Origin of the sequence: Rudaea sp. 3F27F6, assembly GCF_005503555.1 — a bacterium.
Taxonomy (GTDB): domain Bacteria; phylum Pseudomonadota; class Gammaproteobacteria; order Xanthomonadales; family Rhodanobacteraceae; genus Rudaea.
This window is the reverse complement of record NZ_SCNG01000002.1, coordinates 191207-210254: the sequence shown is the minus strand read 5'-3', so window position 1 is coordinate 210254 and position 19048 is coordinate 191207. Positions and strand designations below refer to the sequence as shown.

Sequence of the window (19048 nt, the reverse complement as noted above, 5' to 3'; positions counted from 1 at the left end):
GCAATGTTCGATGCGCCTCGGAGTATTGGCGGTGCAGACCGGCGCGGAATCCCTCCAAGGATTTATCCGCGCATCCCCTAAAAGCGTTATTGAACGTCGATGATGCCGCGTTGTATGGCGATCGTGACCGCATGCGTGCGGTCGTTCGCTTTCAGCTTGCCCATGATGTGCTTCACGTGCACCTTCACGGTTTCCTCCGAAATCGCCAAGTCTTTGGCGATGAGCTTGTTCGGCGTGCCGCGCGCGACGAGCCGCAGCACTTCGACTTCGCGTGCGGAGAGCATGTCGGGGGCATGCTCGGCGAGCGGAACCGCGATCTCGGCTGGCACACGCTTGCGCCCGGCGTGCACGACGCGGATGGTGTCGACGAGTTCGGCCATTACCATGCTCTTGAGTAGATAACCGCTGGCGCCGGCGTTCAACGCTGCGCGCGCCTGAGCGTCGCCCTTGTACGTGGTCAGGACGACGATGCGTGCCGCCGGCGCAGCGTGGCGGATGGCTGCGATCGCTTCGAGTCCGCTCATTCCGGGCATCTGCAGATCCATGAGCACGACGTCCGGACGCAGGGCGAGGAAACGCTCGACGGCCTTCGCCCCGTCCTCGGCCTCACCGGCCAGTTCCATGTCCGGCATCGCGCGGATCACCGCCGCGATGCCTTCGCGCATCAGCGGATGATCGTCGACGCAGAGCACGCGGATCTTCTTCGCGGGATCGTTCATGCAGTTCCTTTGGCCGCCGTCGACCAATGCCGCCAATGTGCGAGCAAGCGGCCGAACAGGCCCGGGGTGGCGCCGCCGTACGCGACCGAGCCCGGAACGCGCAGCTCGACTTCGGTGCCGGCACCGAGCTTGCTCCAGACAGCCAAACGGGCGCGCATCCAGGTCGCTCTCTCCGTCATTCCAGGCAATCCCCAATGGCCGGCGCGTTTGCCCGCCTGGAGCACCTCGTCGGGAATGCCGCGGCCGTTGTCGCGGATGCGCACGCGCAGTTCCGTCGGCGCATAGCCGACCTCGACTTCGATGCGCGTCGCCTGAGCATGGCGGAACGCGTTGATGATGGCTTCGGCGCCGATGCGGTGCACTTCGTCGCGAATCAGCGGCATCAGCTCGTGCGGCGTGCCCTCGGTGGTCAATTTGAAATCGGGGCCGTTCAACGACGCCAGCTCCATCGCGAGTTCGCTCCAGGCCTGCTCGACTTGCATGTCGCATTCGACCACGCTGCGCAGACCCATCACTTTGTCGCGGCCCTCTTCGAGGATTCGATTCGCGCGCGTCAGCGTGCCTTCGATCTCGCTGCGCGTCGGATCGCCCTCGCGCATACCGAGCGAGGTCGCCTGAAAGCGCAGGATCAGTCCCTGCACGCCCTGCAGCAGAGTGTCGTGCAGGTCGCGGGCGATGCGTTCGTGTTCGACGATGCGCTCCTGATGCAACAGGGCGACGCGTGCGAGCACGTGGCGCATGCGCAGGTAGAACCCGAGCAGCAGCAGCGACAGGGCGGCAAGCGCGATCAGCGCACGGAACGCCCAAGTCTGATGAAACAGCGGAGGCACTTCGAACTCGACGGTCGCGGCAGCGGGATTCCAGCCGCTGTCCTCGTTTGCCGCGGCGACGTGGAAATGATAGTTGCCGGGCGCCAGGTTGTTGTAGAGAGCCTCGCGCCGCTGTCCCGCGTCCTGCCACTCGGTGTCCACGCCGTCGAGCCGGTAGCGGAACGCGGTGCGTTCGGGAACGCGCAGCGACGCCGCGGTGTAATTGATCTGCACGCGGTCGAAGCCGGCCGGCAACGTGACCTCGCCGGCCAGCGGCAGCGGCTGGTCTGCGCTGGTCATCGATTCGATGCGCAGCGGAGGCGGCAGGGTGTTTCGAACGAGATGCGCCGGATCGATCCAGACCACGCCGACGCCGGTGGCCAGCCAGAGCCGGTGGTCCGTGCCTTCGACCAGGGTGGGAACCGGCGAGATCAAAGCCGATTGGCCGGGCAGGCCGTCGAGATAGTCGAAGCGTTCGCCGCGCAGCGGTTGCCCGCGGGAAGCATTGCCCACGGCCTGCGCCGTGTAGTGCATCAGACCGGCCGAACTGCGCAGCCAGAGGTCGCCGTTCTGCAACTGGACGATGCCGGACACGCCGTCGAGTTCGCCGGGCGCGTCCGCGCCGACGGTGCGGAACTTGGTGCCGTCGAAGAAGGCGAGTCCCTTGGTGCCGCCCGCCCAGAGCGCGTGACGACCCTGATACAGCGTTCGCACTTCGCCGACGTCCAATCCCTCGTTCGCGCCGAAAACCTTGTCCTGGCCTGCGCGCTTTTCGACGATGGCGCCGCGTGTGTACGAGAACCAGAGGTTGCCGTCGAGATCCTGCAGCGCGGCGTGCAGTCTCGCCGGCGGTGGCACGCCCGGCGGAGCGGGGATCTGGGTCCACTCGCCTTTTTCCCAGCGATAGAGATTGCCGACCGGGAGCACGATCCAGACGACCCCCTCGCGATCGACGAGAATGGAACGGACTTGCTCGGGCTTCGGCAGCGGCGCCACGCGCACGGGTTCGCCGTTTTCCACGCGGTAGATGCCGCTCGCCGCGCCGATCCAGACCGTGCCGTCGGCGGCGCGGTGGGCGTAGTTCACTTCGGGCGGGACATTCTTGAATTCCCGCAGCTCGCGGCCTTTGAGCAGCATGAGCGAATGATTGGTCGTGCCGGCCCACACGGTGCCGTCGTCGCCCGCGGCGAGGGCGAAATCGTGCGCGCCCTTCGGAAAGTTGGCCGGCACGAGCGAGCGCTCCTGAAAGCGATCGATCCCGGCGCTCGTGCCGACCCACACTTCTCCTTCGCGGCCGATGAGGATCGGCCAGGCATAGTCTCCGCTCAGGCCGTCATCCTGGATGAACGGTTCCAGGGCGGAGCCGTCGTCCAACGTGATCGCCGATTTCACCCGGCCCGGATCGCGCACGCGGCGGATGCCTTTTCCGAGCGTCGAAATCCATAAGGTGCCGTCGGCGTCGAAGCCGAGACCGGCCGAAACGACGGAAATACTGCCGTCGACTCTGGGCTTGCCGCCGTCGTCGAAGGCGATGACGCGGACCGGACCTTTGGGATCGGCGATCCACAAACGTCCGTCCGGTGCCTGGCGCACCCAACTGATCCAGCCGAAGCCGTCGAGCATCTTCACGAACGGGTCGGTGCCTTTGCGCCGTGCGTACAAGGTCGTTCCGTCGGAAACCCAAAGCGTTCCGTCCCGATCGCAGTACACGGTCTTGATGAATCTGGCCGGCAGTCCGTCCCAGCCGTCGCAGCGCAACCCGTCGCTGCCGGGCTTGTGCATGCACAACCCGTTGTACGCGCCGAACCAGACGTTGCCGTCTTCGTCTTCGGCGATGCTGTTGACGGTGCCGATGCCTTTTGCATCGGTGGAGCGAAATATGCTGACCGTGTCGTTGCGCAGCAGGGCCACTTCGGGGCCTTGGGAAAATCCCACCCAGAGGCCGCCGTCTTTCGCCGCGTACAGCGCACGCGCCGACTCGGGCGGAAAACGATTCTTCGTGTGCGCGTCGGCCTTGGTGAAACGCAGGCCGTCGAATCGATAGACGCCGTACTCGGTGCCGAGCCAGAGAAAGCCGTCGGGTGTCTGCGCGAGCGAGGTCAGGCCGCTCGGTGCGCCGTCCTTGCCGAGCCAGCGCATGTGCTGCAGCTCGGCGACGGCGCGATCGCGCATCGACGCCTGCACCGGCCAGTTGAAGAACAACAGAACGAGGCAGCCGACGTAGACCGCTGGCCGGCGGCGTGTCCGATCGTTCGACGTTCGTTTTCCCATCCTGCGCTCCCCCCGCTATCAAACCGCGGCGACGATGATCGTGCATCACCCGTATGGGGAATGTGTCTTGTTACCGCTTTGGGGAATATCCGGCACGGGCAAACTCTGAATACAGTGGAGCATGCAAAAACTCTATGCGATGTTCCCCGCCGGCTGGCCGGGGTGCGCGCTGCTGCTGCTGCGCCTGTCGGTGGCCGCGCATGCTCTGACCGCCGGTGCGCTGGCGCAGGACCCGCGCGTGCCGGCGTGGATTCGCCTTCTTTGCGTGCTCGCGTGCCTGCTGCTGACGGTCGGTTTCTCCGTCGCGCCGGTCGCGGCGCTGCTCGCGGTTCTCGCACTCGGGTTTTTCTCGGGGGCGCCGGACTCCTGCGAAATCCTCTACGCGATTGTGGATGCGGTGGCGCTTGCGATTCTCGGCCCCGGCGCGTTCTCGCTCGACGCGCATCTCTACGGACGGCGGGAAATCGTCCTCACCGGGCGCTCCGGCAAACACGATGCAAACGAGTAGGGGAGAAACCGACGCCGACGCATGTATCCCTTTTGAGGTAGGCACGCATTCCCCTTTTTCGTGACGTGGCGGCGCGCCGATCTTGGAATGATGCAGCCGTCGGTGCGGGCGGTGAGCTGCTTCGAGGTCATCTGCGTCGCGCCGCTCCATCCAAGAATAAACCCGGAGGCGTTACTCATGAGCATCAAGAATGTCGTGTTGGTTCACGGCGGATTCGTCGACGGTTCCGGCTGGGCGCGCGTTTACGCGCGCCTGCGCAAGGCCGGCTTCAACGTCGCCGTGGTGCAGAACCCGACCACGTCGCTGGCCGACGACGTGGCGACGACGCGGCAGGCGATCACGAAGCTAGGCGGTCCCGTGGTGCTCGTCGGCCACTCGTACGGCGGTGCGGTCATCACCGAAGCGGGCACTGATCCGAACGTCAAAGCCCTGGTCTACATCACCGCGTTCGCGCCCGACAAGGGCGAGTCGGTGCAGACGCTGATCGCCGATCCGCCGCCCGGTGCACCGGTGCCGCCGATCCTGCCGCCGCAGAACGGCTTCCTGTTTCTCGACCGCGACAAGTTCGCCGCCTCGTTCGCCGCCGACGTGCCCGCGGACGAGGGCGAGTTCATGGCCGATTCGCAGGTACCGTGGGGTGTCAACGCGCTCGCCGGCGCGATCACCGATCCGGCCTGGAGGCACAAGCCGAGCTGGTACCTCGTCGCCACCGACGACCGGATGATTCCGCCTGCCGCACAACGGCAGATGGCCCAGCGCGCCGGTGCCACCGTCGCCGAAGCGCAGGGCAGCCATGCGATCTACGTTTCCCGGCCCGACGTGGTGGCGCAGATCATCGAGCAAGCCGCCGCACGTCATTGACGCCAGCGAGCGAAGGACCGCGTTCACCCCCGATGCATTCAACCGAACTTCACCGACCACAACCGAGAGGAACCGCCATGAGAAATCTGAGGACGATGTTTTTCTGCAGCACGCTGATGCTGCTGACGGGTAGCGTCGCCGCCGCCGGCAACGACGCCGCAAACGCCAAGCCGCACATCGTGCTGGTCCACGGCGGATTCGTCGACGGCTCGGGCTGGCAGGGCGTCTACGACATTCTGAAACACGACGGCTACACGGTTTCCATCGTGCAGAACCCGACCAAGTCGCTGACCGAAGACGTCGCCTTTGCCAAGCGCGCGATCGACGCACAGCAGGCGCCGGTCGTTCTCGTCGGCCATTCGTACGGCGGCATGGTCATCAGTGACGCCGGCAACGATCCGAACGTGAAGAAACTGGTCTACATCACGGCGTTTGCGCCCGAAGTCGGCGAGTCCGTCGCTTCGATCCTCAAGGATCCGACGCCCGGCGTGCCGGCGCCGCCGATCCTGCCGCCGGTCGACGGATTTCTCATGCTCGACACGGGCAAGTTCGCCGCGTCGTTCGCCGGCGACGTATCGCCGAAGGAAGCGGCGTTCATGGGCGACTCGCAAGTGCCGTGGGGTCTCGACGCCTTGAACGGCACGTCGGTCGCGCCGGCATGGAAGAACAAGCCGAGCTGGTACCTGGTGACGGCCGAAGACAAGATGATCCCGCCGCCGGTGCAGCGGAACATGGCCAAGCGCGCGGGCGCGCACGTCACCGAAACGGCCGGCAGCCATGCGATCTACGTGTCGAATCCGAAGGCCGTCGCGAAAATCATCGAAGCGGCCGCCACCGCGAAGTAAAGCCGCGGTGAAAGTGCACGGTCCCGGTCGATCGAGTCCGTGCCTCATGTTGCGGCGCGCATTGCCGGATAAGAGGGTAGGGCCGACGTCGGGATCGGCCCTCGTTTTTTCGAACCGATCGGTGAGCACCGGGGCGATGTGCTCCGCATCGCCCGCAGACGAGCAAACCGCGACTTCGTCATCGACGGCCGCGGAGAAATTGGCGGATACTGCGCGCGAAGCGGATCGGCCGTCGCGCAGACGCGTGCGGTAAGAGGCTTGATTCGGGAGCCGTCATGTCGAATGTGCACGATATACCTGCCTTGATTCGCGAATACGGCGTTCTGGTCGTGTTCGTTACGGTGCTCGTGGAAGGAATCGGCATTCCGGTGCCTTCCTTCGCCGTGGTCGTGGTCGCGGCGTCGATCCTTTACGCGTCGCCGTTCGGCATCGTCGACGTGTTTGTCGCGGCGCTGCTCGCCGGCCTGATCACCGACATCGCGTGGTACTGGGCGGGCCATCGTTTCGGCTATCGGCTGCTTCGTGCGCTGTGCCGCTTGTCGATTTCGACCGACTCCTGCGTGCATCGGACCGAGACGTTCTTTCTGCGCTGGGGACTTTCCAGCCTCCTGGTTGCGCGCTTTCTGCCGGGATACTCGGTGGTCGCGCAGCCGCTCGCGGGGGCGCTGCGCCAGCCGTTCGCCGCGTTCTTTTTCTACGATCTGATCGGGGCGGTGGTGTGGTGCCTCGCGGGCATCGTGCTCGGCGCGGTGTTTTCTTCGGCCATCGAAGACGTGCTCGGCTCCCTGGATCGGCTCGGCAGCTACGGCGCATTGGCGCTGCTCTGCGCCTTCGTGGCATACGTGGCCTATCGCTGGTATCGACGCCAGGCCTTGATCAAGCGGCTGCGGATGGACCGGATCAGCGCGGCGCAACTGCGCCAGCTGATCCTCGACGGAGGCCAGCCGGTGATTCTCGACGTGCGCTCGGAAGGCGCTCGCGCGCGCGAGGGAACCATTCCCGGATCGATTTATGTCGATCCCGCGGCGATCGAAAAACTGGAGGCGACCGCTTTTGCGACGGGCGAGGTCGTCGTCTATTGCGCTTGTCCGAACGAGGCATCCGCCGCGGTGATCGCACATCGGCTTATGATTCGGGGTGCGAAACGCGTGCGTCCGCTGCTCGGCGGAATCGACGCGTGGACCGATGCCGGATTCGAAGTCGACATGCTGTTGCCGTCGCCGACGACGGCCGCGGTGATCGTTTGAACGGCTCGATCGATTCGAGCGTCGCGCGCTCTCGATCCGCCGGTTACGGGTTTGCGCTGCGCCGTTTCCGCGCTCAGCGCTGCAGCACGATCAGCACTTCGTCCGAGCCTTCGATCTTGAACTTGCCGTCGAGGGTCGGCACCAGCAGTTTGCCGTCGGGCGAGTAAAGGCGCGCGAGACTGTGCTGGTCGTCCGCCAGATCGTCGGCAGGCAAACGCGAATCGCCGAACTTGCGCACGGGAGAATACGTTCTTCCTGCGGCATCCTGAACAATCATATGGACCTCCGATGTCGCTAGGGTGGCACATCTTAACTCTCGAAAAGTTAAGCCTTTCTTTCCCTGCGGCAAAGTGCCGCCTGGGCCCCCTGGTGCGGCATTGTTTACGGTGTGTTCGAGCGCGTGCCGGGGCCTGGATTTCCCGCCCGAACGACATTGGCCGATTTCATTCCTCGATATTGAACTGAAACAGCAGGGCCATCTGCTCGATGTCGAGATCGCGTTCGAGATTGTGCATGACCGCGTCTTCGATCAGGCCCGCGCGGTGAAGACGTACGAGTTCGGCACGGCCTGCGGCATTCGCTTCGACGAGGATTTCATAGTGCGACTGCAGGCCGTCCATGACCACGGTCGCCTCAAGTTCGTAGCGTTCCATGAAACGCATGCGCCGTTGCGATTCTTCGAGCAGCTGCGGATGCAGCAGCGTGCCGTCCTCGGCGTAGGCGAGTCGTTCGACGACGGCATTGCGCACGCGCGTCATCGCCGCCTCGGCACCGGCCATGGAGACTTTCGCGGGCGGTTCCAAATCGACCGGTCGCAGTGCGCGGATCAGCATGCCGAGGCTGGAACCTTGCACGATCACGGTGACGAAGATGACCGCGAACGAGCAGATCAGCATCAAGTCGCGCCCCGGCATATCGACCGGCAGGGTCAGCGCGATGGCGAGGGTAACGACGCCGCGCATACCGGCCCAGCTCAGCACCGTGGCTTGCCGCCAGCCCATCGGCTGCGCCTTTTCCACGCCAAACTTGCGCGCGGCGTGGAGCAGTCCATCGCAGCCGAAGATCCAGACGAAGCGCGCGACGGTGAGCGCGCCGATGACCCCGGCGACGGCGATGACGGTCGAAGCGGGCAGGGCATCAATGCCGCCCATGCGCTCGACGACGCCGCGCAGGGAAAAGCCGATCAGGATGAAAACCAGCGCTTCGAGCACGAAGCCGACCAGGCGCGCCACGGAATTGCCGGGCAGGCGCACGCCGGCATCGATGACGGTGTGCTGAAACCAGCCCTGCACGAGTCCGGCGACGACGACGGCGATGACGCCGGAAACATGCAGCGCCTCGCCGGCGAGATAGGTGAGCCATGACGAAAGCACGGTCGCGCCGATGATCAGCATGCGGTCGTGCAGGCCGCGCACCAGAAACACCCAGGCCGCGCCGACGGCAAGGCCGACCAGCGCACCGCCGATCGCCACGACGACGAAGCTCTGCACCGCGTCGCCGAGGCTGAACGCGCCGCTCAGCGTGGCGGCGACGGCGAAGCGGAACAGGATCAGGCCGGTGGCGTCGTTGAGCAGGCTCTCGCCTTCGAGCAAAGTCGTGAGCCGGCGCGGCAGGCGCACGCCCTTGAGCACCGCGGCCGCCGAAACTGCATCGGGCGGGGAGACGATGGCGCCGAGCGCGAAACAGGCCGCCCATGGCAGGGAAGGGACCAGCCAGTGCATGACCAGGCCGACCGCCAATGTGGTGAAAATCACCGCGCCGACCGCGAGCGAGAGAATGCCCGGCAGTTGCCGCCGGAAGCGGCCGAGCGGCGTATAGACCGCGCCCTGCACGAGCAGCGGCGGCAGAAACAGGACCAGAGCGAGCTGCGGATCGAGCGAGACCGTCGGCAGGCCCGGCACGAAGGCCAGCGCACCGCCGCCGATCAGCAGCATCGGCGCGGGCGGTATTTTCAGCTTCAGCGCCAGCCAGTGCAGAGCCAGCACCAAGGTCAACAACATCAATACCAGCTCGAAGGTTTCGACCGCGTGCATGGGGTTTCCGTACCAAGGGGACGTCCGGCTGTTTGTACAACGCGGAACGCGATAACGGAAGCCGGCAGCGGCGATTGACGGCTTCGACGTGACGATGACCGACCGTCGATGAAAGCGCGGTCGGACTCGTTGGGATCGACCAGAGCGTCGGTTATGCGTTCGGTTCGCCGAACCACCGCGCCGCGGCCTGAGCCGCTTCGTCGAGATTCGGCGCTTCGTCGCAGGCCCAGGCGACAAAACCATCGGGACGTACGAGCACGGCGCTCAGGCCGAGCCGCTGCTTGGCATCCGCGCCGACGTATCGGATCCGGGCCGGCCAGCGAGCGGCAAGTTCGGCAAGCGACGAACGAGAATCGAAGTCCAGCAGCAGACCGGTGCCGGCCCGGAGCAGTTCGCCGGTCCGGGTTCCGTCGGCGAGTTCGAAATCGGGGACGCTGCGGCCGACGAGTGCATGACTGCCGCCCAGTTCGTAGCGCAGGGAAACGCCCGAGACGCGCTCGGCGAAATAGGTCGTGCCGTCGCGCGTGTCGATCAGATCGCGGATGATCGCTTCGAGTGCGCGCGTACTTGGCGACGGCCGCATCAGCGCGACCTGCGCACGCGACCAGTCGAGGATTTGCGCGCCGATCGGATGGCGTTCGCTGAAATAGCTGTCGAGCAGTCCGGCCGGCGCGTCGCCGCGGATCGTGGCGGCCAGCTTCCAGCCGAGATTGAGCGCATCGCCGAAACCGAGATTGAGTCCCTGGCCGCCGAGCGGCGAATGAGTATGCGCGGCGTCGCCGGCGAGCAGCACGCGGCCGCGGCGATAGGCCGTGGCCTGGCGGGCGCGATCGGTCCAGGTAGAGGCGAGGTGCAGGGCCGTCAGAGTGACGTCGGTGCCGGACACTCGGCGCAGCACGGTCTGCGCGTGTTCGAGCGTGACCAGCTGCGTTCGGTGGAACGCGCCGCCGTCGAAATCGGCGATCGTGACGATGCCGGGCGCCGCATAGGTATACATGCCGGTCGCGGTATAGGTGCGGCCGACGCGCAGCTTGTCCGCGTCGGCTATCTCGACCTCGATCGAGTAGCCGGTGAACTCGGCATCGGTGCCGGCGAACTCGAAGCCGCCGACTTTGCGCACGCTGCTGCGGCCGCCGTCACAGCCGACGAGCCAGCGTGCGCGGAAGATTTCGCCGCCCGCGCGGACCGTCACCTCGTCGTCGGTCTGCTCGAAGTGCTCGACGCCGACGCCGCGCCGGATCTCGACTCCCGCTGCGTCGGCGCGGGCGGCCAGGAGGGTTTCGAGAGACTCCATTTCGACCGCCATTCGCGTGCCGGCCGGGCTCGGCAGGCGGAACGGCCACTTCGAGGCGTCGATATTGTCCTCGTAGAACTGGATGCCGGCGAAGTGGCCTCCCGCGCGTTGCGAATGCTGCGCCCAATGCGGGGCAGGCACAGCACTCTTGCCGTCTGCGCGTTGATTCGCCGGTTGCAGCGCGACGAGAGCGTCGAGCAGACCGCGACGATGGAAGGCTTCGAGGGTGGGCGCGGAAAGGCCGCGCAGGCCGAACGGCAGGCGCTTCAATGGAGCGCACGGATTTTCCGCTTGCTCTAGCACGAGCACGGAGAGGCCGGCGAGGCGCAACTCACAGGCGAGAAACAAGCCGACGGGGCCGGCTCCGACAATTACAACATCATGGATCACAAAAGTTCCTCAAGTGGATTGGACGCCGGGCGCATCACGCGGTGGCAGCGTCGATGGATACGTCAGGGGTTGGCGCCGTGGCGGTTTTCGCCATGCGCGCGGTTGAAGAAGTCGACGAGGCTGAAAGGCGCACGATCGTCGAGACAGAGCGATAAGGTCTGGTGTGCTTCCGCGGCAGCCGTCCGACTGCGCGGAAATATCGCCGCTTCGTAGGCGGCGAGTGCGGCTTCGACGTCATCGCGGTGCGCGGCGAGCGCCGCGCCGAGTTCGGCGCCATCGAGCATCGCGAGGTTCGCGCCTTCGCCGGCCGGGGGAGCCAGGTGCGCGGCGTCTCCGAGCAAGGTCACGCCGGGCACGCGCTCCCAACGGTGCTCGTTCGGCAGAGCGTGCAGGGCGCGCAGAACCGGCGCGGTCTCGCCGTCGGTGATCAGCGCGGTCAGCGCGGGCGTCCATCCGTCGAACTCGGCGGCGAGCTTGGCCTTGACCGCCGCGGCATCGTTGAAGTCGATGCCGGCGAACCAGGCGAGGGGGCGGTTCAATGCGATGTAGGCATGAAGAGTGCCGCCGGCTTCGCGGTGGGCGAAAATTCCCTGTGCGGGAGCCAGCGCGAACAGGGCGCCGTGACCGACGGCCGCCGCTGCTTGTACATGCCGCACGTCGGCGTTGTGCAGGTAGGTTTCGACGAACGAGGTGCCGACATATTCGGGCGTGGCCTTCGACAGCAGCGGCCGGACTTTCGACCACGCACCGTCGGCGCCGACGAGAACGCGGCTGGTCGCGCTCGATCCGTCGGTGAAGTTCAGCATGTATTCGCCGCCGCCGAGCGCGGTGACCGCACTGAGCTTCTTGCCCCACTGGACGGTCTGCGCGGGCAGCGACGCCAGAAGAATCCGGCGCAGGTCGCCGCGCAGGACTTCGGGCCGGCCGCCTGTGCCGTCGTCCGCCTGTTCGAACACGACCTTGCCGTGCCGGTCGAGCACGCGCGTGGCCTCGCCGCCTGCGTGGATGATCGCGCGGAATTCGTCGATAAGGCCGGCTGCAGCGAGCGCGGCCTGGCCGTCGTGTTCGTGGATGTCGAGCTGGCCGCCCTGTGTCCGCGTTCGCGCGGACGGATCGGCCTCGTAGATTGTCGCGGCGATGCCGTGGATGTGGAGAACGCGGGCGAGGACGAGGCCGCCTAGGCCGGCGCCGATAATGGTGATGGGAGTCTTCATCGGGGGTCTTGAGAAATTGTGGAACGGCGTTCCATTGAGATATATTGGAACGACATTCCAATGATGTCAAGCTAGGGGCCATGAAAACCAAGACACGAAGCGAGCGCCGCGCGGACGCACTTTCCAAAGAACGCATCGTCGAGGCCGCAATCGAGATCCTCGATGAAGGCGGCGAGAACGCGCTGACCTTCCGTGCGCTGTCGGCGCACCTCGCGACAGGCAGCGGGGCGATTTACTGGCATGTCGCCGACAAGAGCGATCTGCTCGCGGCAGCGACAGACCACGTCATCGCCAAGGTCATGGACGAGGCGGTAAAAAGGCGCAAACCGCGCGAGGCGATCCGCACGCTCGCCCTCGGCGTATTCGATGCGATCAACGCGCATCCTTGGGTCGGCGGCCAACTCTCGCGCGATCCATGGCAGTACGCCGTCCTGCGCATACTCGAAGGCGTCGGCGGCCAGGTGCAGGCGCTCGGCGTGGACGAGCGCTCACAGTTCCACGCTGCCACCGCGCTTATGAGCTTTATCCTCGGCCTCGCCGGACAGTATGCGGCCGGTGCGCGTCTCTTGCCGCGCCACGCCGATCGGACCGAGTTCCTCAGCACCGTTGCGGAAAAGTGGATGCAGCTCGACCCCGCGGAGCATCCGTTCGCGCGAAAGGTGGCCGCGATATTGCCCGAGCACGACGACCGCGAACAGTTTCTCGCCGGCATCGACTTGATCCTGACCGGCATCGAAAACACCCGATAGGCGGTCGTTCGCCGAACTGTTCCGGCTGCCGCGGCAAACTCGATGTGGATTGCCGTTGATTGATTCCCTTGCGTCGATACGACTGATGTAGCGAACGGCCTAATCGGTGGCCGCAATCGTTGTGCTTGAGAACTATCTCAACAAGGCGAAATATTGGCTTCGCCGCTGGCGCTGATTTTCGTCTGAAAGTGCGCTGCACTGTAATCGGTCAAGGCCCTTCGCTTTCGTGACCGCTTTCGGTCGGGAGCGTCGTATGCCGGTACTGGAAGCGCGCCCGCGACTTGCTACAGTACGACGATCACCCCGCACGAACTTGAGCTGAGCCGCATATGGGCAAATTAACTTCCAGTGCCACGCCGGAACCGCGGGGTTTTCGGTCGCCAAAGGAACTTCGCGCATGGATGGCGAAGGAGCACGCCCGAGCCGATGTTCTGCTTCTGCGAATTTACAAAAAAGACTCCGGTGTTCCGTCGGTCACGTACGCTGAGGCGCTTGACCAAGCGCTGTGTTTTGGTTGGATAGATGGGCAAAAGCGGCCGCTTGACGCGAACTCCTGGGTGCAAAAATTCACCCCGCGCAGAGCGAAAAGCAATTGGTCCAAGATCAATATTGCGCACGCGGATCGGCTTACCCAGGAGGGCCATATGACGCCCGCCGGTCTCAAGGAAGTAGAAGCGGCCAAAGCCGACGGGCGCTGGGCCACTGCCTACGATTCTTTCTCTAACGCAACGGTGCCTGCGGAGTTCCTTGAGGAACTTGCACGTAACGCCAAGGCAAAGCAGTTCTACGCGACGCTCAACAAGACCAATCTGTATTCGATCGCCTACCGGTTGCAAACGGCAAAGCGCGCCGAGACAAAGATCAAGCGCATAAAGCTGATCATCGATATGCTCGCGCGCGGCGAGAAATTTCACTGACTGCGCAGGCTCGTGCTTCGAAGCACGACGATTCGCCGCTTCTGTGTCCAAGGCCACCTCTGCTGAGCTGCTCCCTCCAGGTGCGGGTGTCGATAGACCGCTTCCGCACGGCCGACTTCGGCCAATTCGGAGCATGCAAACATTGCAGATTGAAGCGCGGAAACTCACGCGCCAGCGCGACATTTTTTGGTCATCCAATTCGCAGATGCACAAGTCGAAAGCGGAGTGACTTTCCGCACATGAATGAACGCCGTCGATAGGCCAGTCTCCATCAGCGCAAACGTAACGTCGTTCGATCGTCAAACTCCCGTCGGCAAATTCAAGCCAGCGCCATAGACGGCGAGCGCGGAAATATGGATTCGAAGAACTGGCGGCAAGAGCGGCGAGGTTATTGCGCTTGGCGGTGGTAGTGGTCCAGATATCTAGCATCGTTTTCCTCCCGTCGAGCCCCAGAGAGCGGAATCTTGCAGCGATGACGAAAGGCAGAATTCTCAGGACTGTATTGTGGGTCTTGGCGGTCGTTGTCTTGCTCGGAGGAATGGCCGGATCTTTCGCATTCTGCCTCCGGCAAAAATTCAGTCCGAATCCGCCGCCCAGCGATTTTCCTAAGCCTGCCGATGCACTCGAAGCGCAGCAGCAAGACATTGAACAATTTTCGCGCCTGCTTGGCATGGATCGTTCCTTTTCGCCTACGGCGCGAACTGAAGCGGATCGCCGGATCGCCGAACTGAAGTCCGAACGCGTGCTGCTCGACAACGAGCGATTGCGTGTTGCGCTGATGCGCATCGCCGCGCTCGCCGACAACGGCCACACTGGGGTCTACTTCGGCAAAGGCGGCCAGAACTTCATGCCCCTGCGCGTTACGCTGTTTGCCGATGGGATCTATGTCCTGCGGGCGAAATCGGCGTATGCGGATCTTCTCGGTGCACGTGTCGAAAGCATCGAAGGCAAGCCGGTGCGCGAGGTGATCGCCGTGCTCGAACAACTGCATGGCGGGGCGGAGGGTTGGCGCCGCAACAACGCCGTAACTTACGTCCAGTCGCCTGAGATTCTTTACGGCGCTGGTGTGGGCTCGCGCCCCGATCAGACGAATTGGACGTTCCGTTTGCCGGACGGCAGCGAAGTGACGCGCGTGCTGCCGGGTGAAAGTGCAGGCGAGAGCGAACCGCGTGCGCAGATGTCACGTTGGCTGTCGCCGCAGAAGATGAAAGGCGAATCGTCGGACTGGCGTGCGTTGATTGCCGACGACGCCGGCTTGCCGTTGTCGCTGCGCGACTTCAACAGCAGGTTCCGCCGCACATGGATCGATCACGGTTGCACACTTTTCATACAGATCAAGGCGATCGCCGATGCGGACAATCAGTCCATCGGCGACTTCCTCAGTGCCACGACGGATGAGATGCGCGCGCATCCACCCTGCAACATCGTTCTCGATATGCGATTCAATAGCGGAGGCGACTATACGAAGATCGCTAACTTCGCGTCACTCTTGCCCGATTTCTTGCCGTCCCGTGGGCGAATCTATCTGCTGACGGGTGCGCAAACCTTTTCCGCCGCGATTACGGCTACGGCGTTCGTGAAGCAGGCAGCGGGACCTCGCGTAATCATTCTCGGCGAACCCGTCGGCGATCGGCTCAGCTTTTACGGCGAAGGCAATTCGGGTTGCCTTCCGCATGACGATCTCTGCCTGCATTTCGCAACCGGAATGCACGACTATGCGCATCGCTGTAACGACTGGGACAGATGCTTCTGGCTGAATTGGTTCTTCCCGGTGCAGGTCGAGTCACTGGCTCCCGAGGAGACAATCGAGATGAGCTTCGCTGACTACACGATGCGGCGCGATCCGGTGCTGGAGAGGGCTGTCGCGCTGGCAGCGGATTAGTCTCTGCGGCTTACCGTTGATCCAGGGTTACGCGTGTGACTTGAAGCATCGTCACCTTGAAGCATCGTCACCTTGGATGGAAGCCACCAACGGCTTATTTCTGAGCTGCAGCCGGCCGCGAATGGTCCAGATATCCCGAAGCTCCAACGGCACCTTCGGGCCGACGATTTCAGTGTTCTGTCGTAGCGTGGTTTCGATGACATGCGCCGAAGCCGTTGAGACCCCCTTGCGCGGCCGCCTCCAATTCCTCATACTGAACCACATGGTTCACTGTTATCCGGCACACTTCAACGCTTCCTTCGCCGCCCTGGCCGACGCCACCCGCCGTGGCGTCCTCGACCAGCTCGCACGCGGCGACGCGTCCATCACCGACCTCGCCGACAAGTTCGAAATGACCCTTACGGGCATGAAGAAACACGTCGGCGTGCTCGAGATGGCCGGCCTTGTGACCACCGAAAAGGTCGGCCGTGTGCGCACCTGCCGCATCGGTCCGTGCCGTCTCGAAGAGGAAATGGAGTGGATCGCACGTTACCGCCAGGTATGGGACGCGCGCTTCGAAGCCCTGGACGGTGTCATTGACGAACTCAAACGACAGGAGAAGGCTCGTGGTCGCAAGAAAAGAAAGTGAATCTCAACGCACGACGGTGGAGAAGAAGTCGGAGCGCGAGGTCGTTGTCACGCGGACATTCGACGCGCCCGCACGGCTTGTGTTCGAGGCGTGGTCCAAGCCCGAGCTTTTTAAGAAGTGGTGGGTGCCCCGATCCATGGGCATGACACTCAGCTCGTGCGAGCTGGACGTGCGCCCCGGCGGCAAGTACCGGTTGGTGTTCGGCGACGATCCTGCGAACTCGATGGCGTTCTTCGGCGAATATCTCGAGGTGGTGCCCAACAAGCGCATCGTCTGGACGAACGAGGAAAGCGGTGACGTGGGATCCGTCACCACCGTGACGTTCGAAGAGCGCGATGAAAAGACGCTTCTCGTCGTGAGCGAGCTGTATCCCACGAAGGAAGCGCTCGACGCGGCCGGTACCGGCGCACAGGAAGCGATGATCGAGACGTTCGGGCAGCTCGACGAACTGCTTACTGAGCTATCTGCGCGTTGACGCCGTTCGCGGTAAAACCGGAGGATTGCCAGGCCGATGCGACGGTCTTGGTGTAGGTTGTTCTGGCGACAACGTTGAGACGAAGCCCGGCTTTGTGCCGGGCTTCGTCATTTCAGGCAGAACGTCTTACTTCAAATGTCCGCAAACGGCCACTTTGAGACAGTCAGACCTGTCAATTGTGCGCCGCGAAGCGGTCGTTGTGTTCAGATAACCCGACAGCTCGTGGCGGCGAGCGTTATAACGCTTAAGGTGAGTGACCGCTGCCACAGTGAGCGTCAGATTACCGTGGCACGTCGCGGAGGCCCATTTGACCGACTAGTTAGGTTGCTTCGCGAGATAGCACGCGCTTACTTAGTAACCAGCCGAAATAGCACCCCTAGATCGACGATGCCGGCAAGGATGAGCGCAATTAACGGTAAAAAGTAGACCGCGTTATACGAGCGAAACCCCGCAGGCAAGGTATACCTAGTAAAAACGTACATCGCGTACCCGATAAACATAGTGAACATGCCCGCTCTCCAGGTGAAACGCTTACCGCCAGGTATACCATGGAACAGTAAGCCAATGCCCCAAGTGAACATTGCGATGGCAGCGACCAGAAGCAAAGCGCCATGGAGATAGAGGACGCCCGGACGAACTGTGGGCCTTGCCAGTGCGAGTAGTGCGGTTAATAGGACCAAAACGACAAGCGGCAGAGAAATTATTGCAATGTGCTCGACGTCTGAACCTTGCAGAGGCGGATGGGCTCGTGCTCCTAATAGGGCGATACTGTGGGCGAAAGCTACAAGAGCAGCCAGAACTAAATTCGTTCGAAGAAGCGTCTTCGGCGGCCAAGCATCGGCCCTCGCAACGAGGGACTGTAAGAATTCACCCATAAGCAACCTGACGCTTGAGCTAAGCGGCCGCTGCCGCCGGGATTGTCAGGATACCGCAACCCGTCGCAGTGGTCCGCTTGAGCGAATAGTTAGACGATGGACAGCGCCTCGGCGACATCGATGTAGTCGTAGCCAGCCTCCCAGGGGTACCTATCCTCGCGGTCGGGGAGAAACATGACCACTGCAGGGAAGGGCTTGGAACCGTAATAGCGACGAGCGGTGCCGAGGTACTCGCCGTAGGCGGAAACGCGTAACGTCTTGAAAATGACTTGGTAGTCGTTGTTGAGAATCCGATCGTCCTTCGCGTCCGGCGTGAGCATGCCGCCGTCCTTAAGTACGTGGGCACAGGCCCACAACAGCTTGTGAGCTTTGGTGCGCTCAACGTTAAAGATGAGTACTTCGGGTGCAGCGTATGTTTGAGTGAAACCTATGGAATATGAGAAAGGAAGCTCATCAGCCTCATTGGAGAACACGTGAAGGCTATGCCAGCCAAACTTGCGAATGTCGCTGGCAACCTTGTCGTCTGCTGAGGAGGAAGGGTTTTCCATCATCTAGCGCTTGAGCTAAGCGGCTGCCGCCGCGATGCTAATGATCTTAACGCAAGCGTCACCCCGGTGGTCCGCTTAAGCGAATAGCTAGCTATCTAGCTATCAGCGCCCCGCCTCATTGGTTGGGCCAGATCGGGCAAACAGTTGAGGTACGCCGACAAAAAGATGGATGCGGCTTTTTGCTGAGCTGCCGCCCCTATGAGCTCTGCGATCAGCGGCCTCCAGGATTGACCAGATTTTGGCCATCTTTTCTCGCTTCCGGCGTAACGCACTCGGCTTCTCAAAATATCCGTAGCGTTTCTTTGTCCAGCGCTTGTACTCGTAAGCTTGAGCAACTCGCAGACGAAACAACGCGCGCTCAATGGACTCGCCGTCCTGAACTTCGACTCTTCTACCCACGAAATATGCGTCTTAACGGACGACGCGACCGGGATTAGCGACCGTTGCGGTCACGGGTAAAGGTAGTAGGTTTGACCTTGAATGTCACGCTAGTGGTGGCTAACGCTTGAGCTAAGCGGCCGCTGCCGCTGGGAGACGGATACCGCAACCCTCCTCAGCGATCCGCTTGAGCGATTAGTCAGGGCTGGCCCACATTGGTGGAGTACGCCAGAGCCAAGCCCGACAGCAAAGCCGATGCACCAAACCATAATGCCGCAAGCCGATGCGCGCATGAAACTAGGCCAATGCGGGTACTCAACCGCGCCAATGTATCCACGAGCAACGAGAGCGTCGGCGAAGACTGCTGACATGCAGCTGTCAGCATGCCCGCCCTAGCATGACCTC

General features: G+C 63.2%; 16 protein-coding genes. 9 read left to right on the top strand and 7 right to left on the bottom strand.

The window, feature by feature from the left end; all coding sequences use genetic code 11:
- Positions 1-86 precede the first annotated feature (86 nt).
- Complete coding sequence (locus tag FFS30_RS08820) at positions 87-719, bottom strand: response regulator transcription factor (protein ID WP_137912779.1); 633 nt, start codon at positions 717-719, stop codon at positions 87-89.
- Positions 716-3799: a sensor histidine kinase gene (locus FFS30_RS08815; RefSeq protein WP_137912778.1), complete on the bottom strand. Its 3084-nt coding sequence runs from the start codon at positions 3797-3799 to the stop codon at positions 716-718. The genes FFS30_RS08820 and FFS30_RS08815 overlap by 4 nt, the downstream gene beginning before the upstream one ends.
- A 121-nt stretch (positions 3800-3920) precedes the next feature.
- Between FFS30_RS08815 and FFS30_RS08810 the strand changes: the two genes are divergently transcribed.
- The 4 genes from FFS30_RS08810 to FFS30_RS08795 all read left to right on the top strand — a co-directional run bounded on the left by FFS30_RS08810 (position 3921) and on the right by FFS30_RS08795 (position 7260).
- Entirely contained in the window at positions 3921-4307 is a 387-nt protein-coding gene (locus FFS30_RS08810) for a hypothetical protein (protein ID WP_137912777.1), read from the top strand.
- Positions 4308-4484: 177 nt separating this feature from the next.
- Positions 4485-5168: an alpha/beta hydrolase gene (locus FFS30_RS08805; RefSeq protein WP_137912776.1), complete on the top strand. Its 684-nt coding sequence runs from the start codon at positions 4485-4487 to the stop codon at positions 5166-5168.
- A 77-nt stretch (positions 5169-5245) separates the two neighbouring features.
- Positions 5246-6013, top strand: a complete 768-nt coding sequence (locus FFS30_RS08800) for an alpha/beta hydrolase (protein WP_212742444.1) — start codon at positions 5246-5248, stop codon at positions 6011-6013.
- A gap of 275 nt (positions 6014-6288) precedes the next feature.
- Positions 6289-7260, top strand: coding sequence for a VTT domain-containing protein (locus FFS30_RS08795; protein WP_137912775.1), 972 nt, complete (start codon positions 6289-6291; stop codon positions 7258-7260).
- A 73-nt stretch (positions 7261-7333) separates the two neighbouring features.
- On the opposite strand, the gene FFS30_RS08790 is transcribed toward FFS30_RS08795, so the two are convergent.
- The 4 genes from FFS30_RS08790 to FFS30_RS08775 all read right to left on the bottom strand — a co-directional run bounded on the left by FFS30_RS08790 (position 7334) and on the right by FFS30_RS08775 (position 12191).
- On the bottom strand, positions 7334-7537 hold the full coding sequence (locus tag FFS30_RS08790) for a hypothetical protein (protein WP_137912774.1): 204 nt from the start codon (positions 7535-7537) through the stop codon (positions 7334-7336).
- A gap of 166 nt (positions 7538-7703) precedes the next feature.
- Positions 7704-9293 carry a Na+/H+ antiporter gene (locus FFS30_RS08785; protein WP_137912773.1) on the bottom strand — a complete coding sequence of 530 codons (1590 nt, stop codon included), beginning with the start codon at positions 9291-9293 and terminating at the stop codon, positions 7704-7706.
- Between the two features lie 151 nt (positions 9294-9444).
- The gene (locus FFS30_RS08780; RefSeq protein WP_137912772.1) at positions 9445-10977 is read right to left on the bottom strand and encodes an FAD-dependent monooxygenase; all 1533 of its coding nucleotides are present in this window, start codon (positions 10975-10977) and stop codon (positions 9445-9447) included.
- Positions 10978-11039: 62 nt separating this feature from the next.
- Positions 11040-12191: an FAD-dependent monooxygenase gene (locus FFS30_RS08775; RefSeq protein WP_137912771.1), complete on the bottom strand. Its 1152-nt coding sequence runs from the start codon at positions 12189-12191 to the stop codon at positions 11040-11042.
- Between the two features lie 80 nt (positions 12192-12271).
- Between FFS30_RS08775 and FFS30_RS08770 the strand changes: the two genes are divergently transcribed.
- The 5 genes from FFS30_RS08770 to FFS30_RS08750 all read left to right on the top strand — a co-directional run bounded on the left by FFS30_RS08770 (position 12272) and on the right by FFS30_RS08750 (position 16842).
- Positions 12272-12940 (top strand): TetR/AcrR family transcriptional regulator, encoded by a 669-nt coding sequence (locus FFS30_RS08770; protein ID WP_137912770.1) that lies wholly within the window; start codon positions 12272-12274, stop codon positions 12938-12940.
- 329 nt (positions 12941-13269) lie between these two features.
- The gene (locus tag FFS30_RS08765; RefSeq protein WP_249352330.1) at positions 13270-13857 is read left to right on the top strand and encodes a YdeI/OmpD-associated family protein; all 588 of its coding nucleotides are present in this window, start codon (positions 13270-13272) and stop codon (positions 13855-13857) included.
- Positions 13858-14329: 472 nt separating this feature from the next.
- Positions 14330-15739, top strand: coding sequence for a hypothetical protein (locus FFS30_RS08760; protein WP_137912769.1), 1410 nt, complete (start codon positions 14330-14332; stop codon positions 15737-15739).
- Positions 15740-15815: 76 nt separating this feature from the next.
- Positions 15816-16367, top strand: coding sequence for a metalloregulator ArsR/SmtB family transcription factor (locus tag FFS30_RS08755; protein WP_249352326.1), 552 nt, complete (start codon positions 15816-15818; stop codon positions 16365-16367).
- Positions 16345-16842, top strand: a complete 498-nt coding sequence (locus tag FFS30_RS08750; RefSeq protein WP_137912768.1) for an SRPBCC family protein — start codon at positions 16345-16347, stop codon at positions 16840-16842. The genes FFS30_RS08755 and FFS30_RS08750 overlap by 23 nt, the downstream gene beginning before the upstream one ends.
- Positions 16843-17806: 964 nt before the next feature.
- Here the strand turns inward: FFS30_RS08750 and FFS30_RS08745 are convergent.
- Positions 17807-18265, bottom strand: coding sequence for a DUF4262 domain-containing protein (locus tag FFS30_RS08745; protein ID WP_171014527.1), 459 nt, complete (start codon positions 18263-18265; stop codon positions 17807-17809).
- Between the last annotated feature and the right edge of the window lie 783 nt (positions 18266-19048).

What these genes read in the sequence shown, in the direction of transcription:
- FFS30_RS08755 (WP_249352326.1), top strand. Translation starts at nt 15,816, where the DNA reads ATGGAAGCCACCAACGGCTTATTTCTGAGCTGCAGCCGGCCGCGAATG.
- FFS30_RS08770 (WP_137912770.1), top strand. Translation starts at nt 12,272, where the DNA reads ATGAAAACCAAGACACGAAGCGAGCGCCGCGCGGACGCACTTTCCAAA.
- FFS30_RS08745 (WP_171014527.1), bottom strand. Translation starts at nt 18,265, where the DNA reads ATGGAAAACCCTTCCTCCTCAGCAGACGACAAGGTTGCCAGCGACATT.
- FFS30_RS08775 (WP_137912771.1), bottom strand. Translation starts at nt 12,191, where the DNA reads ATGAAGACTCCCATCACCATTATCGGCGCCGGCCTAGGCGGCCTCGTC.
- FFS30_RS08795 (WP_137912775.1), top strand. Translation starts at nt 6,289, where the DNA reads ATGTCGAATGTGCACGATATACCTGCCTTGATTCGCGAATACGGCGTT.
- FFS30_RS08820 (WP_137912779.1), bottom strand. Translation starts at nt 719, where the DNA reads ATGAACGATCCCGCGAAGAAGATCCGCGTGCTCTGCGTCGACGATCAT.
- FFS30_RS08760 (WP_137912769.1), top strand. Translation starts at nt 14,330, where the DNA reads ATGACGAAAGGCAGAATTCTCAGGACTGTATTGTGGGTCTTGGCGGTC.
- FFS30_RS08765 (WP_249352330.1), top strand. Translation starts at nt 13,270, where the DNA reads ATGGGCAAATTAACTTCCAGTGCCACGCCGGAACCGCGGGGTTTTCGG.
- FFS30_RS08800 (WP_212742444.1), top strand. Translation starts at nt 5,246, where the DNA reads ATGAGAAATCTGAGGACGATGTTTTTCTGCAGCACGCTGATGCTGCTG.
- FFS30_RS08785 (WP_137912773.1), bottom strand. Translation starts at nt 9,293, where the DNA reads ATGCACGCGGTCGAAACCTTCGAGCTGGTATTGATGTTGTTGACCTTG.
- FFS30_RS08805 (WP_137912776.1), top strand. Translation starts at nt 4,485, where the DNA reads ATGAGCATCAAGAATGTCGTGTTGGTTCACGGCGGATTCGTCGACGGT.
- FFS30_RS08810 (WP_137912777.1), top strand. Translation starts at nt 3,921, where the DNA reads ATGCAAAAACTCTATGCGATGTTCCCCGCCGGCTGGCCGGGGTGCGCG.
- FFS30_RS08815 (WP_137912778.1), bottom strand. Translation starts at nt 3,799, where the DNA reads ATGGGAAAACGAACGTCGAACGATCGGACACGCCGCCGGCCAGCGGTC.
- FFS30_RS08790 (WP_137912774.1), bottom strand. Translation starts at nt 7,537, where the DNA reads ATGATTGTTCAGGATGCCGCAGGAAGAACGTATTCTCCCGTGCGCAAG.